Below are 13131 nucleotides of genomic sequence, written 5' to 3'. Positions count from 1 at the left end.
CCACGAAGTGACCCACGAATGTGATCCACTCCGTGACGCACGGCCGTGATCCGATTCCCTGGTGCACGCCCGTGATCCGCGAGCGTGGTCCGCACCACGTGCCCAGCCCGTCTCAGCTCCAGCCGTACCGCTCGCGCAGCCGGTGCACCACCAGGTTGAACCGCATCCGGTCCAGCGCGCAGGCCTCCCGGCGCATCCCCAGCTCGTGCAGCCGCAGCACCCGGTCGACGTCCACCCAGGAGTCCCGCCCCGAGCGGTCCCAGGGCCCGCTGCCGATCGGCACCCACTCGCGGTCCCCGTCGTGCCGCTTGCTGGAGAGCTGCACGGCCAGGAAGGTGCCGGCCGCCTCCCGGGCGACGACCAGCACCGGGCGGTCCTTGCCCCGTCCGTCCCTCTCCTCGAAGGGCACCCAGGTCCAGACGATCTCGCCGGGATCCGGGTCGCCGTCGTGCGCGGGCGAGTACTCGGTGCGCACCCGGCCGACCTCGCGCGGCTGGGCCTCGGTGGTGGCGGAGGGGCCGAAGCGGCCCGGAACGTTCTCTTCGGTAGACGCGTCACGGGGGCACCCTAGAGGCTGCTCCGGCGCGCCCCCGCGACCGCGGTCAGGGACGGCCCTCGACCGGCACCTGCCGCGCGCCCGGCGGCGCCGCACCCGTCGAGGGAAATTACCTGCCGAGCGTGCCCGTGGGACGTCATGGCCACGCTGTCGGGCCGTCAAGGAGCACCATGTTGTCGGCGTCGGCGTCGGCGTCGGCGTCGTCGGTGTCGGTGTCGGTGCCCGCGGACGCGCCCGCTCGGGCGATCTCCGGTGGGTTCTCGCCGAGTTGCCGGCCTGGGCGGCCGCCGCCGTGACCGCACGCCTCGCTTTCGACGCCTGGCCCTCGTGCGCCCACCGTCTTCACCCGGGCGCCTCAAGCGCCTGGGCGCGGCAGTCGGCTGCGCCTCTCTCGCCGCTGCCTCCGCCTCCGCTGCTGCCTCTGCCTCCGTCTCGGTCTCCGCCTCGGTCTCTGCCGCCGAGATCCGTGTCGTGCTCGGCCCCCGCCGGATCACACCGCAGGGGAATCCGTCACGAGGGGCTCCGGCCACCGTTCGTGCCAGCGCAGCTCCGCCTCCAACTGCGCGGCGAGCGACAGCAGCAGGGGTTCGCTGTTCGCGGGACCGAGCAGTTGCGCCCCGACCGGCAGCCCGCCGGGCGTGAACCCCGCGGGCACGTTGACGCCGGGCCACCCGAGGACGTTCCACGGCCACGCGTACGGGCACGCGGCGATGATGGCGCGGTCGGTGGCGAACCCGCTCAGCTCCAGCAGGGCCCCGACGCGGGGCGGGGGAGCGGCCGTGGTCGGCGCGAGCACCACGTCGTACGTCTCGAAGAAGCGGCCGATGCGGCGGTGCAGGACCGTCTCCGCACGGCGGGCCGCGCGCAGCGGGGCGCCGCCGAGGAGCCGGCCCAGCCGGGCGGTGCCACGGGTGCGCCGGTCGAGCAGCGCGGGGAACGGCGCCTCGGCGACCCGCTCCGCGATGCCCGCGGTCGCCCGTGGCACGAACGTCAGCCCGATCTGCCCGTACGGCGGGTCGGCCTCCTCGACGGTGTGCCCCAGGCCGGCCAGTGTCCCGGCGAGGCCGACCACTCGGTCGCGGACCTCGGGGAGCAGCCGGGCGGGGACGGCGGTGAACGGCGGCTTCAGCGCCAGCGCGATCCGCAGCCGGCCGGGGTCGCGGCCCACGGCGGCGAGGGCGTCGACGGCGGGCGGGCGGTGCGGGTCGCGTGGATGGTTGCCGCTCGTCGCGTCGAGGAGGAGGGCCGCGTCGGCCACGGTCCTGGCGAGGGTGCCGTTGACGGTGATGCCTTGGAAGGACTCGCCGCGCGGCCAGGTCGAGACGCGTCCGCGCTGCGGTTTGACGCCGACGAGGTGGGTCCAGGACGCCGGGATGCGGACCGATCCGGCGCCGTCCGAGCCCAGCGCGGCCGGTACCAGGCCCGCCGCCACCGCGGCCGCCGAGCCGCCGGAGGAGCCGCCCGGGGTGTGCTCCGTGTGCCATGGATTGCGGGTGGCACCGAAGGCCGGACCCTCGGTGAACGGCCACTGCCCGAATTCGCAGGTGTTGGTCTTGCCGACGATGACGGCTCCGGCCGCGCGCAGCCGCCGTACCGCCTCCCCGTCCTCGGTGACCGCCGGGTGGGTGCCGGCGCAGCCGAAGGCGGTCGGCTCGCCCGCCACGTCCATGTCGTCCTTCACGGCCACCGGCACCCCGAGCAGGGGCTTGCGCACGCCGGCGGCCAACTCCCGGTCGGCCGCGTCGGCTTCGGCGAGCGCGGCGCGGTGCGGACGATGCGGAAGGTGTTGAGGGTGCTCTGGGTCGCCTCGATCCGCGCCAGGGCCTGCTCGACCAGCGCGCGGGAGGTGACCTCCCCGGCGGCCAGCGCGCGGGCGGTGTCGATCAGGCCTGCGGAACGGTCGAGCGGCATTGCGGAGCACCTCCGGGAGCACGTCGTCTACCGAACGGTAACGTCCGGGGCCCGGTGGTGGAACGCACACCGCCCGGTGGTGCGTTCCGTGTCCGCCACACGTGTCGCACAGGGCGCTGCCGTTCCTGCGCAAAGCATTGACGAGCCCTGGAGCCACCCCTACCTTCTGATCGACTTTCCGAACCGCGTTCGGTGAGTCGAACGTTGAGTCGTAGGGAGAGAGCCGCAGATGACCACACGTCGCCCCACCCCGTCCCGACGCAGCCTGCTGCGTGCGATGGCCGCCCTGCCCGCCTCCGCGCTGGTGCTCGGAGAGGTGCCGGGTCTGCTCGGCACCGCCCTCGCCGCAGCCCCGCCCAGCGGCTCGGCCACCCGCTACACCATCGTGCCGTTCCTGGACAGCAACGACGGCACGGTGAACGTCTACCAGTCGGACGACGCCACCGACTTCCGCCTCGCGAAGTCCGCCGCCTACACCCCGCCCGCGAACCGCATCCGCGACGCGAGCATCATCAGGCACACCAACGGCTACTACTACCTGACCTACACCACCCACACCTGGCAGGACCCCAGCACCACCATCGGCTTCGCCCGCAGCTCCGACCGGTTGACCTGGTCGTTCCTGTACGACTACACGGTGCCCGTCGCGAACCTCTCGCGCGCCTGGGCGCCGGAGTTCTTCGTCGACAGCGACGGCAGCGTGAACATCATCGTGTCCTGCTCCACCACGGACGACGAGTGGATATTCACCCCCTACCTGCTGAAGGCCGCCAACGCGGGTCTCACGGCCTGGAGTTCACCGGTCGCCCTGTCCGGCATCGGTGAGAACCACATCGACACCTTCGTCGTGAAGCTCGGCTCGACCTACCACGCCTTCACCAAGAACGAGACGACCAAGTACATCGAGTACGCCACCGCCACCAGGCTCGCCGGCCCGTACACCATCTCCCGCACCGGCAACTGGGCGGGCTGGGGCAGCTACCGCGAGGGCCCGGCCCTCGTCCAGCTCGACAACGGCGGCTGGCGCATCTACTTCGACGGCTACGGCGACGGCACCTACTACTACAGCGACAGCTACGACACCTTCGCCACCTGGAGCGCGCCGAAGGGCCTCCCCGCGGTCTCCGGCACGGCCCGCCACTTCACCGTCGTCAAGGAGACGGTGACCGGCGGAGTGAGTCTCCCCAAGAACGTCACCCGCTCCTTCCGCTCCGTCAACTACACCACCCGGCACTGGCAGTCGCAGTCCTCGCTGCTCAACCTCCCGGTGGTGACCGCCTCCAGCACGACCGCCGAGAAGCAGGCATCCACCTTCACGGTCGTCCCGGGCCTCGCGGACGCGAACGGCTACTCCTTCCGCGACGCGTCCGGCAACTACCTGCGCCACTACTCCTACCGGGCCCGCTTCGACCCGAACGACGGCACGTCGACCTTCGCCAAGGACGCCACCTTCATCGCCCGGACCGGTACCACGAGCGGCTCGGCACGCTTCGAGTCGTACAACTACCCCGGCTACTACCTGCGCCACTACAACTACCAGCTCCGCGTGGAGCAGGCGGACGGCACGGAACTGTTCCGCACGGACAGCTCCTTCCTGCCGGTGACCGCCTGGGCCTGACTCGCACCAGCCCGCACCCTCGCCCCGCGCGTGGATGCCGGGCGCCCTCCGACCGTTCCGGCCGCTTGGGCCGTACGTGCAAACCGATCGGCTGACGACGACGGAAGCCGATCGGCTTCTCCTGCGTGGAGGCAGTCAGGCCTTCGGGGCGCACGTGGCAGAACCAGGGGCGCCCGGGGCGGGTGGGCGGCCCCGGGAACCGCGGGCATGCGACCTGACGTGCACGTGAGGCGCAAGCGGCGCTACGACACGCCGCCCATCTCCGCGGTGAAGACCACGGGGTCGCTGTCGAACCCCCGGATCAGCTCGCGGTACGTCCACGTCGTGGCCGTGTCCCGGGTGAATTCCGCGACGGTGGCGGCGGTGGATCCGGCGACCCCCGCGAGGTCGTACTTCAGCAGTTCCTGGTAGCCGTCCAGGACCAGCACTCCGGCGTTCGTCAGGTCGCCGAAGGTCTTCGGACCAGTGTTCTGGTGGATCACCACACCCACGACCACCCGCGCGAAGGAGGACGCCAGACGATCCAGCTCCAGAGTCATCTCCTCGACATAGCCGAGGCCCTGGCCGGTCTGGCTGTGCCGGTTCATGTTGATGGTGCCGTCGGGCGAGCGGCTGTCGAAGTGGACGACGTACACCGGCGGGCCCTGGGGGGCGTCCGCCGAGTACGTCGTGGCGATGATGTCGAGATGATGGGACGGCTCGTCCCAAGGGCTCGGGTCCCACTTGAGCCGGATCTCGGCCTTCCTCAGTTCCTGGCTGTTGCTGCTCACCGGTTCGCCGCCTCCTCGTGCCACACCACCACGGGATGCTCCCCGCTCGGTCAAGTATGGCTGTCTGCCACACTGTTGAAGCCCCGTAGGGCGGGCGGCCTCGGCCTCGCCGGTGATCACCGAGTGCCCGGGCCGGGCCGACCCGGCTGCACGACGAGGCAGGATGACCCCGTGAGGGGCAGCCGGGTCCCGCGTGGCACCCGGGTCCGAGCGGGTTCCGTCGGCGGCGGTGCGGCGGGCTTGGGGTGACCCGAAGAGCCATGATGATCACTGACAGGCATGTGCCGAGGTACGCCCACGACCTGCCGCGCGGTGACGGCGACCCTGCCGGGTGAGCCGCCAGGCGGGGCACGACGACAGGAGCCCGTATGAATCCCTCAGCCGACGTCAGCACACGCATGGAGGTCATCGACGCCTACCGGGCCCATCTGCACGCGATGGCCGACGGCGACACCGTCGCGCTGGACGCCCTGCTCGACGACGGTTTCACCCTGACGCAGCCCACGGGGGACCGGCAGGCGAAGGCCGAGTGGCTGGCCGACCTGCGCGCCGCGACGTTCGTCCCGCTGGGGATCGAGGAGAAGACGGTGACCGTGGTGGTCGACGGCGACACGGCGCGTCTGGTGGGCCGCGTCATCGCGCGAGCGACCGGGGACGGCGCACCCGAGGACCGGCGACTCCAGCTGACCATGGACTACGCCCGTGTGCGCGACAGCTGGATCGCTCTGCGTGCCGTGGCCAGAAGCTGGTGAACGGGGCTGGGGCGCGGCCCGCCGGTGAGATCATCGGCCCATGAACGTGAAGGCGGGGGACCGGATGGTCGACGTGGCGGCGGGCCGGGTCACGTTGGCGGACCGGCGGACCGGCCGGACCTGGGCGGTCGGCATCGCGCCGTACCGGATCGGGGTGTACCCGGTGACCCGGGAGCTGTACGGGCGGGTCACCGGCGAGTGGACGGACGGTCCGCGGGGGCTGCCCGTGGAGAGCGTCTCCTGGTGGGACGCGGTCCGCTTCTGCAACGCCCTGTCCCGGCACGAGGGCCTGACCCCCGTCTACGATCTCGCGGCCGACGGCGAGAGCGTGGGGTGGGACGCCGCGGCCGACGGGTACCGGCTGCCGACCGAGGCCGAGTGGGAGCACGCCTGCCGGGCCGGCACCACCGGGCCCCGATACGGTCCCCTGGACGACATCGCCTGGTACCGCGGCAACTCGGAGGAACGGATCCACGAGGTGGGCGGCAGGCTCCCCAACCCGTGGGGACTGCACGACACGCTCGGCAACGTGTGGGAGTGGTGCTGGGACCACTACGACACCGAGGTCTACGGCACCTACCGGGTGCTGCGCGGCGGCGGCTGGTTCGACGAACACTGGAGCTGCCGGGCCTCCGTACGGCGCCGCAGCCATCCCACGTTCCGGGTGGACGACGTCGGCTTCCGCGTCGCGCGGTCGGCGGGCGTCCGGTCTGCGGGCGTCCGGTCGGTGGCTGCGCGATGAGGGCCGGCTGCTTGCCGTGCTCGTCCTGACCGCCGCGCTGTCCGGGTGCTCGCTCCCCAGCCGGGGAGCGGCCTGCACGGAGATGGGCATGGACTCGGGGGTCGGCGTGCTGTGGACGCCCGCCGACTTCGGGGGCCCGGACGCGGCCGTCGTGCGGGTGTGTGCCGGGGAGCGGTGCGCCCAGCGGGCGTCGGGCGGTCCCGACGACCCCTTCGCGAGCCTGTCGGTCCGGCTGCCGGACGACGTCGGCGACACCACCGTGCCGGTACGGCTCACCGCCACCTCGGCGAAGGACGGCAGGGTCCTCCTGTCCGACCGCGTCTCGGCCCGGCTGACGGAGCAGCACCCCAACGGCCCCTCCTGTCCGCCCACGGCCTGGACCGCGAGCTACCGCGCCCACCCGGAGCGGGGGCTCGTGCCGGCGGCGGGTACGGCCCCGCGCTGAGCACGGCGGCCGGGGTCAGGTGCCCGGCTCGTCGTCCTCCGAGGACGGGCGCGGCCACGGACGTCCGCCGATGGCCTCGATGCCGTTGTTGAAGCGCTTGAGGTAGGACGCGAACGCGGTGATGTCGTCCTGCGACCAGTCCCCCATCACCCGGTCCAGGACCTCCACGATGCCCCGCCGCTCCTCGTCGAGCAGCCGCTCGCCCTCCCGCGTCAGCCGGAACTTGCGGGCCATTCCGCCCGCCGGGTCGGGGATCCGGCTCAGCAGGCCCGCGCGCATCGCCGCGGCGGTCTGCCGGTTCAGGGTGGAGGCGTCCAGGCCGAAGGCGTCGCTCAGTTCCCCGATCGACATCGGTCCCTGCACCCGGATCCGGCTCAGCAGGATGTAGGCGCTGCGTTCCAGTACGGCGTCCGTGCGGCGGCCCCCGCGCCGGCTGAGGAACGTATGGCGGCTGAGCAGCATCTGCTCGTACTCGACCTCGTGCGTAGGCCTCTGCATGTGCCCGAGCCTCCTGTTCGTACGGCCGTCCCCGGGGCCCGTCCCGGCGGCGGCCGCTCCATCCTGGCACACCGTCCTGCAAGCACCACATCACATGGTTGATACATATGGCATGTACGATGCACATCCTTCGCCCCGTGCTCGTCGCCTCGTCCGGTGCTGGTTCCCGGACCCCGAGCCAAGTCCCGAGAGAAAGCCGAGGAGTCCATCCATGGACGCCCCCCAGCCCACGGCCCGCGCGGTGGCGTGGTCGCCACGCTCGCGCTCGCCGGCATCACCGCCGCGATCATGCAGACCCTGGTCACCCCGCTCATCGCCGAGCTGCCGCAGATCCTCGACACCTCGTCCTCGAACGCCGCCTGGGTCATCACGGTCACCCTGCTGGCCGCGGCGGTCTGCGTGCCGGTCGTGGGCCGCCTCGGCGACCTGCTGGGCAAGCGGCGCATGCTCCTGGCCTGCGCCGTGCCGCTGGTCGTGGGCTCGGTGGTGTGCGCCCTCGCCTCCGACGTCGTCACGATGATCGTCGGACGCGGACTCCAGGGCATGGGTATGGGCATGTTGCCGCTCGGCATCGCCCTGCTCCGCGACGTCCTCCCCGCGGAGAAGCTCAGCTCCTCGATCGCCCTGGTCAGCGCCTCCATGGGCATCGGCGGCGGCCTCGGCCTGCCCATCGCCGCGGCGATCGCCCAGTACGCGAACTGGCGCGTGCTCTTCTGGGGTTCGGCCGGCATGGCCGTCGTCGTCACCCTGCTCATCTGGTTCCTGATCCCCGACGTGCCGGCCGGCGCCAAGGGGCAGCGCTTCGACCTGCCCGGTGCGCTCGGCCTCGGCGTCGGCCTCGTCTGCCTGCTGCTCGCCGTCTCCAAGGGCGCCGACTGGGGCTGGGGTTCGGGCACCACGCTCGGCCTGTTCGCCGGCGCCGTCGTCGTCCTCGTGGCCTGGGGCTTCTGGGAGATGCGCACCACCGACCCACTGACCGACCTGCGCACCACCGCCCGCCCACGGGTGCTGCTCACCAACCTCGCGTCCGTCTTCGTGGGCTTCGCGATGTACGCGAGCATGCTCGTCATGCCGCAGCTCCTCCAGTTCCCGGAGGCCACCGGCTACGGCCTCGGCCAGTCCATGCTGGCGACCGGCCTGTGGATGGCGCCCGGCGGCATCATGATGATGTTCGTCTCCCCGCTCGGCGGGAAGCTCACCAACGCCCGCGGCCCGAAGTTCACCCTGGTCTGCGGCGCGCTGGTCATCGCCGCCGGCTACGGCCTGTCCATGGCGCTGATGGGCTCCGCCTGGGGCCTGATGGTCGTCGGCATCGTCATCAACAGCGGCGTCGGCCTGGCCTACGGCTCCATGCCCGCCCTCATCATGAGTTCGGTCCCGGTGTCGGAGACCGCCGCCGCCAACGGCTTCAACACGCTCATGCGCTCGCTCGGCACCTCGATCGGCGCCGCCGTGATCGGCGTGATCCTGGCCCAGATGACGAACACCATGGGGGGCTACTCCCTCGCCTCCGAGGACGGCTTCCGCACCGCGCTCCTCGTCGGCGGCGGCCTCGCCCTGGTCTCCGCGGCCATCGCGTCCTTCATCCCCGGCGTCCGCCCGGCCGCCGACGGCGCGCGGGAGAGCGACGCGGTCCCCGAGCCCGCGCAGGCCAAGATCTGAGTCCGGGTGGGTGCGGGCGCGCGTGTGTGGTGCGGGCGCGTGTCGCTGCCACGCCCCCGCACCCGCCGCAGGGATCAGGCCACGGCGTGGCCGTCGTGCGGGTGCGTCTGGTCTCCGCGCCCTCCGCGCCCTCCGCGCCCTCCGCGCCCTCCGCGCCTTGCGGGCCCTGCGGGTCCTCGATCCTTTCGTGGACCTGGGAGAACGCTGCGGACTTGTCGATGACGTGGTCTCCTCGGCGCGCGGGACCGCGGGACCACTGGAACACGGGACCACTGGAACGGGGGACCACTGGAACGGGGGACCACTGGAACGGGGGACCACTGGAACGGGGGCCGCGGTCCCGCGGCCGGGCGCCGGGGTCACCGCCGATTCCCGTGCCGGGGGAGCAGGGCGCGCCCCCGGGACGGAGCGGAACCCGGGCGTCCGATGTCATCCACGTTCGACCGAACGGCTGACGGGAGGCCCGCCGCGCCCGGCCCTCCCCGGGCCCTATCCGCGCGCCAGCCTCCGCAGGGTCAGGGCGAGGTGCAGGCGTAGCCGGCCCTGGGGAGTGCGGGTCGGCCAGCCCAGCAGGTGCTCGGCGTGGGTGAGGCGGTCCTGGAGGGTGGAGTGGTGCACGCGGGCCTCGACGGCGGCCGCCCGCAGACTCGTCGTGGCGGTCACGGCGTGCAGGGTGGCGAGCATCCAGGGGGCGTCCGCGGCCGCCGCCTCCACGGCCCGTACGTCTGCCGGGGGCTCGGCGCCCGGGACGACGAGGTCGGCCAGCAGCGCGAGCCCGCCCAGGTCGTCGGCGTGCACGACACGAGGGCCGGGGTCGTGCGCGGTGCCGTCCGCGGCGAACCGCAGGGCGGTGCGGGCGGCGGCCCACGAACGGGGCAGGTCCAGGACCGGGACGGCGGGGCCGACACCGGTCCGCTCCGCGTGCGGCCCGGCCTCCCGGGACCCGGGCAGCACCCGGGGCGGCCCCTGCGGCGTGGCCAGCGCCCGCGCCGGGGCCGCGGGGTCGAGACCGAGCCGCCGGGCCGCGTGCAGCCGGGCCGGTTCCGCCGCCGTCGCGTCCAGCACCGTCTCCACCAGGGCCGGATCGTCCAGCGGAGCCCGCCCCCGCGTCCGGTCGAGCACCAGCCGGACCACTCCGGCGGCCCGCTCCAGGATCACGGCGTCCACGACGCTAGGCGCGGCGCCGGTCCGCTCCAGCCAGAGCGCGGGCACCCCGCCGGGAGTCAGCGCGGCCGTCGGCCAGGCCGGGTCGGGCGGCAGGTCCGAGTCCCGGCGCGTGCCGTCCGGCTCCACCCGGACCCGCACCCGCCGCTCGGCGTCCACCAGCCGTGCGGGCGCCCCGGCGAGCACGGCGGCCCCGCGCACCAGCGCCTCCACCCCGGCCCGTGCCTCGGCCAGCCGGTCGAAGTAGGCGATGACCCGCACGGCGGCACCGGCGTCGGGGTCCAGCGCGGTCAGCCGCCCGGCCAGCTCCTTCATACGGCCATCATGCGCCACCGGCCCGCCGGTGAGGAGGGGCGCGGTCGCGACGGGGCTGGGGCGCCGCCCGGCCGGTCGCGCACGGAGACCGAGGGAGACCGACGGAGACCGACGGCACCGATCGCCGCCGTACGCCATATGGCACAGTGACGGGGAAACGACGGGGAGTTCCTACGGGGGAGGCGAGATGCCGGAACTGGGCAAGGGCGGGAACACGGCGCTGGGCGCAGGGCCGGTGACCATGGAGCTGTACGCCGAGGGAGACACCGTCGATCTCAGCGCGCTGCTGGTCGCCGCGGACGGCAGGGTCCGGTCCGACGACGACCTGGTCTTCTACAACCAGCCCTCGGCCGAGTCCGGCGCGGTCCGCCACCTGCCCGCCGACTCGGACGGACCCGAGCGCGTCGTGGTGGACCCGGCGGCCCTGCCCGCCGACGTGGACCGGTCGTGCTGGTGGCCAGCTGCGACCCGGACGACGTCACGCGGACGTTCCGCGAGGTCAGGAACGTCCGGGTGAGCGCGGCGCAGAGCGGTGCCGAGACGGTCCTGTTCCGTCCGCCGGCCCTCACCGACGGCGAACGCGCGGTCCTGCTGACCGAGTTGTACCGCCGCGGCACGGCCTGGAAGCTGCGCGCCATCGGCCAGGGTTACGCCGACGGACTGGCCGGTCTGGCCACGGACTTCGGCATCGAGGTCGCCGAGGCCGACGACGCACCGGCCGCACGAGGCGTACCGGCCGCCCCGGAAGGCGTACCGGCCGCACCGGAACCCGGGAGGACGCCGGCCACCGGCCCGGCACCGGCTTCCGCCCCGGTCCGGCCGAGCCTGGTCAAGCCGCCGCTCGGGAGAATCAGCCTCGACAAGGGCAGCCAGGTCTCGCTGAGCATGGACAAGGGTGACCGGGACCTGGTGGTCACGGTGGCACTGGAGTGGGACGGCGGCAGCGACCGGCGCCGGCAGAAGGGCGCGGACCTCGACCTGTACGCCCTGTTCGTGCCGGCCGGCAAGGCCCTGCGCGGCGCCCTAGAACCGGGCAGCCTCGTCAAGTCCGGCCACTCCCCGCAGGGCCGACCGGTGCTGCCCGGCGGCGAGCCCGCGCCCGGGAAGGGGAACGGGAAGAAGAAGGGCGGGCAGGCCGACGTCGTCTACTACCGGCAGCTCGGCTCGCTCACCGAGCGTCCCCACATCCGGCTCGACGGCGACTCCCGCGTCCCCGGCCGCGAGGCCGTGCGGATCGTGCGCCCCGACGAGCAGGGTTACGTCCTGCTCTGCGCCTACTCGGCGGTCAGCAACGGCTTCGGCTCCTTCCGCAGCTTCGGCGCGAAGGTCGTCGTGGACGACGGCCGCGGCTCCACCGTCACCGTGCCGCTCTACGAGAACACCAAGACCCGGTACTGGGTGGCGATCGCGCTCGTCGACTTCACCTCCGCCGACGGCGCGGCCATCCACCACATCGAGGCCTACAGCGCCCGGATGACCGAGCGCCGGCCGGTTCTGCACCCGGACGGGACCATCGAGATGAACGCGGGCCCCGTGGAGTTCAAGCGCCGCTGACCGCTCGCGGTGGCGGGTCCTACACCGCCAGCAGCCGCCGCAGCCAGTCCAGTTGCGCGGCTCGGGCCGCCCGTGAGACGGCGGCCTGCGGGGCGAAGCCGTCGAAGCCGTGGAAGCCGCCCGGCCAGACGTGCAGTTCGGCGACCCCTCCGGCCTGCCAGATCCGGGAGGCGTAGGCGACGACCTCGTCCCGGAAGGTCTCCGCGGAACCCACGTCGAGGAAGGCCGGGGGAAGCCCGGAGAGGTCCTCGGCGCGGGCCGGCGCCGCGTACGGGGAGACGTCCTGGCCACCGCGAAGGTCGCCGAGCAGCGCCGTCCAGCCCGTCTCGTTGGCCGTACGGTCCCAGATGCCGAGGCCCGCCATCTGGCGGGCGGACGGGGTGTCGTTGCGGTCGTCGAGCATCGGGCACAGCAGCACCTGGCCGAGCGGCCGGGGCCCGCCGCGGTCGCGCAGCAGCAGCGCGAGCGCCGCCGTCAGCCCGCCGCCCGCGCTGGCCCCGGCGACCACGATCCGCTCCGGGTCCCCGCCCAGTTCCTCGGCGTGCTCGGCGGTCCACAGCAGACCGGCGTACACGTCGTCGACCGGCGCCGGATACGGGTGCTCGGGGGCCAGCCGGTATTCCACGGACACGACGACCATGTCGAGTTCCCGCGCCCAGTCCAGGATCTGGTCGACGCCGACCCGGTTGCTGCCGAGCACCATGCCCCCGCCGTGCACGTGGTAGACGACCGGGCGCGGCCGGGCGGGGGCCGGGGCGGTGGGCCGGCAGATCAGCAGCGAGATCTCGGGGGAGCCCTCGGGGCCGGGCACCGTCCGGTCCTCGACCCCGAACGCGCCGTCGGCCGTCAGGTCCACCTGGGCGAGCAGCGCGATGCCCGGGGACCGCCGGACGGTCTCGATGTCCTCCGGGCTCATGCCGGGCGAGATCATGTCCCTGATCAGTTCCAGGGCGGCGGCGAGTTCGGGGTCGAAGGGCGGCGGGACGGTCGTCATGGTGTCTCCTCACGCGGGAACGCGGCGGCTCGTCCCGTCATCGTCGGCGCCCCCGCGCCGGACGGAGCCCCGCCGGACGGCGGAACCTGCCCGCCGTCCGGCGGGTACGGCCACCACCGTGCCCCGCCTCATGGCGGCCCCGCGATGAGC

Annotated in this window: 12 protein-coding genes and 2 pseudogenes; 7 read left to right on the top strand and 7 right to left on the bottom strand. The window is 73.5% G+C overall.

Annotated features, from left to right (window positions below):
* Positions 1–112 precede the first annotated feature (112 nt).
* The 3 genes and pseudogenes from BM536_RS03275 to BM536_RS03265 all read right to left on the bottom strand — a co-directional run bounded on the left by BM536_RS03275 (position 113) and on the right by BM536_RS03265 (position 2467).
* A complete protein-coding gene (locus BM536_RS03275; protein ID WP_094102488.1) occupies positions 113–475 on the bottom strand; it encodes a type II toxin-antitoxin system PemK/MazF family toxin in 363 nt (120 codons plus the stop codon).
* A gap of 217 nt (positions 476–692) precedes the next feature.
* Positions 693–902 carry a hypothetical protein gene (locus BM536_RS03270; RefSeq protein ID WP_073494983.1) on the bottom strand — a complete coding sequence of 70 codons (210 nt, stop codon included), beginning with the start codon at positions 900–902 and terminating at the stop codon, positions 693–695.
* Between the two features lie 144 nt (positions 903–1046).
* Positions 1047–2467, bottom strand: a pseudogene (locus tag BM536_RS03265) (amidase).
* A gap of 229 nt (positions 2468–2696) precedes the next feature.
* On the opposite strand from BM536_RS03265, the gene BM536_RS03260 reads away from it, so the two are divergent.
* Positions 2697–4085 (top strand): glycoside hydrolase family 43 protein, encoded by a 1389-nt coding sequence (locus tag BM536_RS03260; RefSeq protein ID WP_073494985.1) that lies wholly within the window; start codon positions 2697–2699, stop codon positions 4083–4085.
* Between the two features lie 242 nt (positions 4086–4327).
* Here the strand turns inward: BM536_RS03260 and BM536_RS03255 are convergent, their stop codons facing one another.
* Positions 4328–4879 (bottom strand): TerD family protein, encoded by a 552-nt coding sequence (locus BM536_RS03255; RefSeq protein WP_073494987.1) that lies wholly within the window; start codon positions 4877–4879, stop codon positions 4328–4330.
* Between the two features lie 344 nt (positions 4880–5223).
* On the opposite strand from BM536_RS03255, the gene BM536_RS03250 reads away from it, so the two are divergent.
* The 3 genes from BM536_RS03250 to BM536_RS03240 are packed head-to-tail and all read left to right on the top strand — an operon-like array spanning position 5224 to position 6794.
* Complete coding sequence (locus BM536_RS03250; protein WP_073494989.1) at positions 5224–5607, top strand: nuclear transport factor 2 family protein; 384 nt, start codon at positions 5224–5226, stop codon at positions 5605–5607.
* A gap of 40 nt (positions 5608–5647) precedes the next feature.
* On the top strand, positions 5648–6349 hold the full coding sequence (locus tag BM536_RS03245; RefSeq protein WP_073494991.1) for a formylglycine-generating enzyme family protein: 702 nt from the start codon (positions 5648–5650) through the stop codon (positions 6347–6349).
* Between the two features lie 16 nt (positions 6350–6365).
* The gene (locus BM536_RS03240) at positions 6366–6794 is read left to right on the top strand and encodes a hypothetical protein (RefSeq protein WP_073494993.1); all 429 of its coding nucleotides are present in this window, start codon (positions 6366–6368) and stop codon (positions 6792–6794) included.
* Positions 6795–6809: 15 nt separating this feature from the next.
* Here BM536_RS03240 and BM536_RS03235 read toward each other — a convergent pair whose 3' ends face one another.
* Entirely contained in the window at positions 6810–7292 is a 483-nt protein-coding gene (locus BM536_RS03235) for a MarR family winged helix-turn-helix transcriptional regulator (protein WP_073494995.1), read from the bottom strand.
* A gap of 211 nt (positions 7293–7503) precedes the next feature.
* Between BM536_RS03235 and BM536_RS03230 the strand changes: the two are divergent.
* Positions 7504–8954: pseudogene (locus tag BM536_RS03230) on the top strand (MFS transporter).
* 489 nt (positions 8955–9443) lie between these two features.
* On the opposite strand, the gene BM536_RS03225 reads toward BM536_RS03230, so the two are convergent.
* Positions 9444–10433 (bottom strand): helix-turn-helix domain-containing protein, encoded by a 990-nt coding sequence (locus BM536_RS03225; RefSeq protein WP_094102487.1) that lies wholly within the window; start codon positions 10431–10433, stop codon positions 9444–9446.
* Between the two features lie 187 nt (positions 10434–10620).
* Here BM536_RS03225 and BM536_RS43830 point away from each other — a divergent pair, with 187 nt between their 5' ends.
* Together BM536_RS43830 and BM536_RS03215 are read left to right on the top strand one after the other, a co-directional pair.
* Complete coding sequence (locus BM536_RS43830; protein ID WP_158086485.1) at positions 10621–10950, top strand: TerD family protein; 330 nt, start codon at positions 10621–10623, stop codon at positions 10948–10950.
* Positions 10881–11987 (top strand): TerD family protein, encoded by a 1107-nt coding sequence (locus BM536_RS03215; RefSeq protein WP_094102485.1) that lies wholly within the window; start codon positions 10881–10883, stop codon positions 11985–11987. Before BM536_RS43830 ends, BM536_RS03215 begins: the two co-directional genes overlap by 70 nt.
* 19 nt (positions 11988–12006) lie before the next feature.
* Here BM536_RS03215 and BM536_RS03210 read toward each other — a convergent pair whose 3' ends face one another.
* Positions 12007–12981, bottom strand: coding sequence for an alpha/beta hydrolase (locus tag BM536_RS03210; RefSeq protein ID WP_094102484.1), 975 nt, complete (start codon positions 12979–12981; stop codon positions 12007–12009).
* Positions 12982–13131 lie beyond the last annotated feature (150 nt).

The sequence above is a fragment of the Streptomyces phaeoluteigriseus genome (assembly GCF_001896135.2).
Lineage (GTDB): Bacteria > Actinomycetota > Actinomycetes > Streptomycetales > Streptomycetaceae > Streptomyces > Streptomyces phaeoluteigriseus.
Note: the sequence above shows the minus strand (reverse complement) of the source record. Positions and strands in the feature narration are given on the sequence as shown.

What these genes read in the sequence shown, in the direction of transcription:
- BM536_RS03260 (WP_073494985.1), top strand. Translation starts at nt 2,697, where the DNA reads ATGACCACACGTCGCCCCACCCCGTCCCGACGCAGCCTGCTGCGTGCG.
- BM536_RS03250 (WP_073494989.1), top strand. Translation starts at nt 5,224, where the DNA reads ATGAATCCCTCAGCCGACGTCAGCACACGCATGGAGGTCATCGACGCC.
- BM536_RS03245 (WP_073494991.1), top strand. Translation starts at nt 5,648, where the DNA reads ATGAACGTGAAGGCGGGGGACCGGATGGTCGACGTGGCGGCGGGCCGG.
- BM536_RS03235 (WP_073494995.1), bottom strand. Translation starts at nt 7,292, where the DNA reads ATGCAGAGGCCTACGCACGAGGTCGAGTACGAGCAGATGCTGCTCAGC.
- BM536_RS03225 (WP_094102487.1), bottom strand. Translation starts at nt 10,433, where the DNA reads ATGAAGGAGCTGGCCGGGCGGCTGACCGCGCTGGACCCCGACGCCGGT.
- BM536_RS43830 (WP_158086485.1), top strand. Translation starts at nt 10,621, where the DNA reads ATGCCGGAACTGGGCAAGGGCGGGAACACGGCGCTGGGCGCAGGGCCG.
- BM536_RS03210 (WP_094102484.1), bottom strand. Translation starts at nt 12,981, where the DNA reads ATGACGACCGTCCCGCCGCCCTTCGACCCCGAACTCGCCGCCGCCCTG.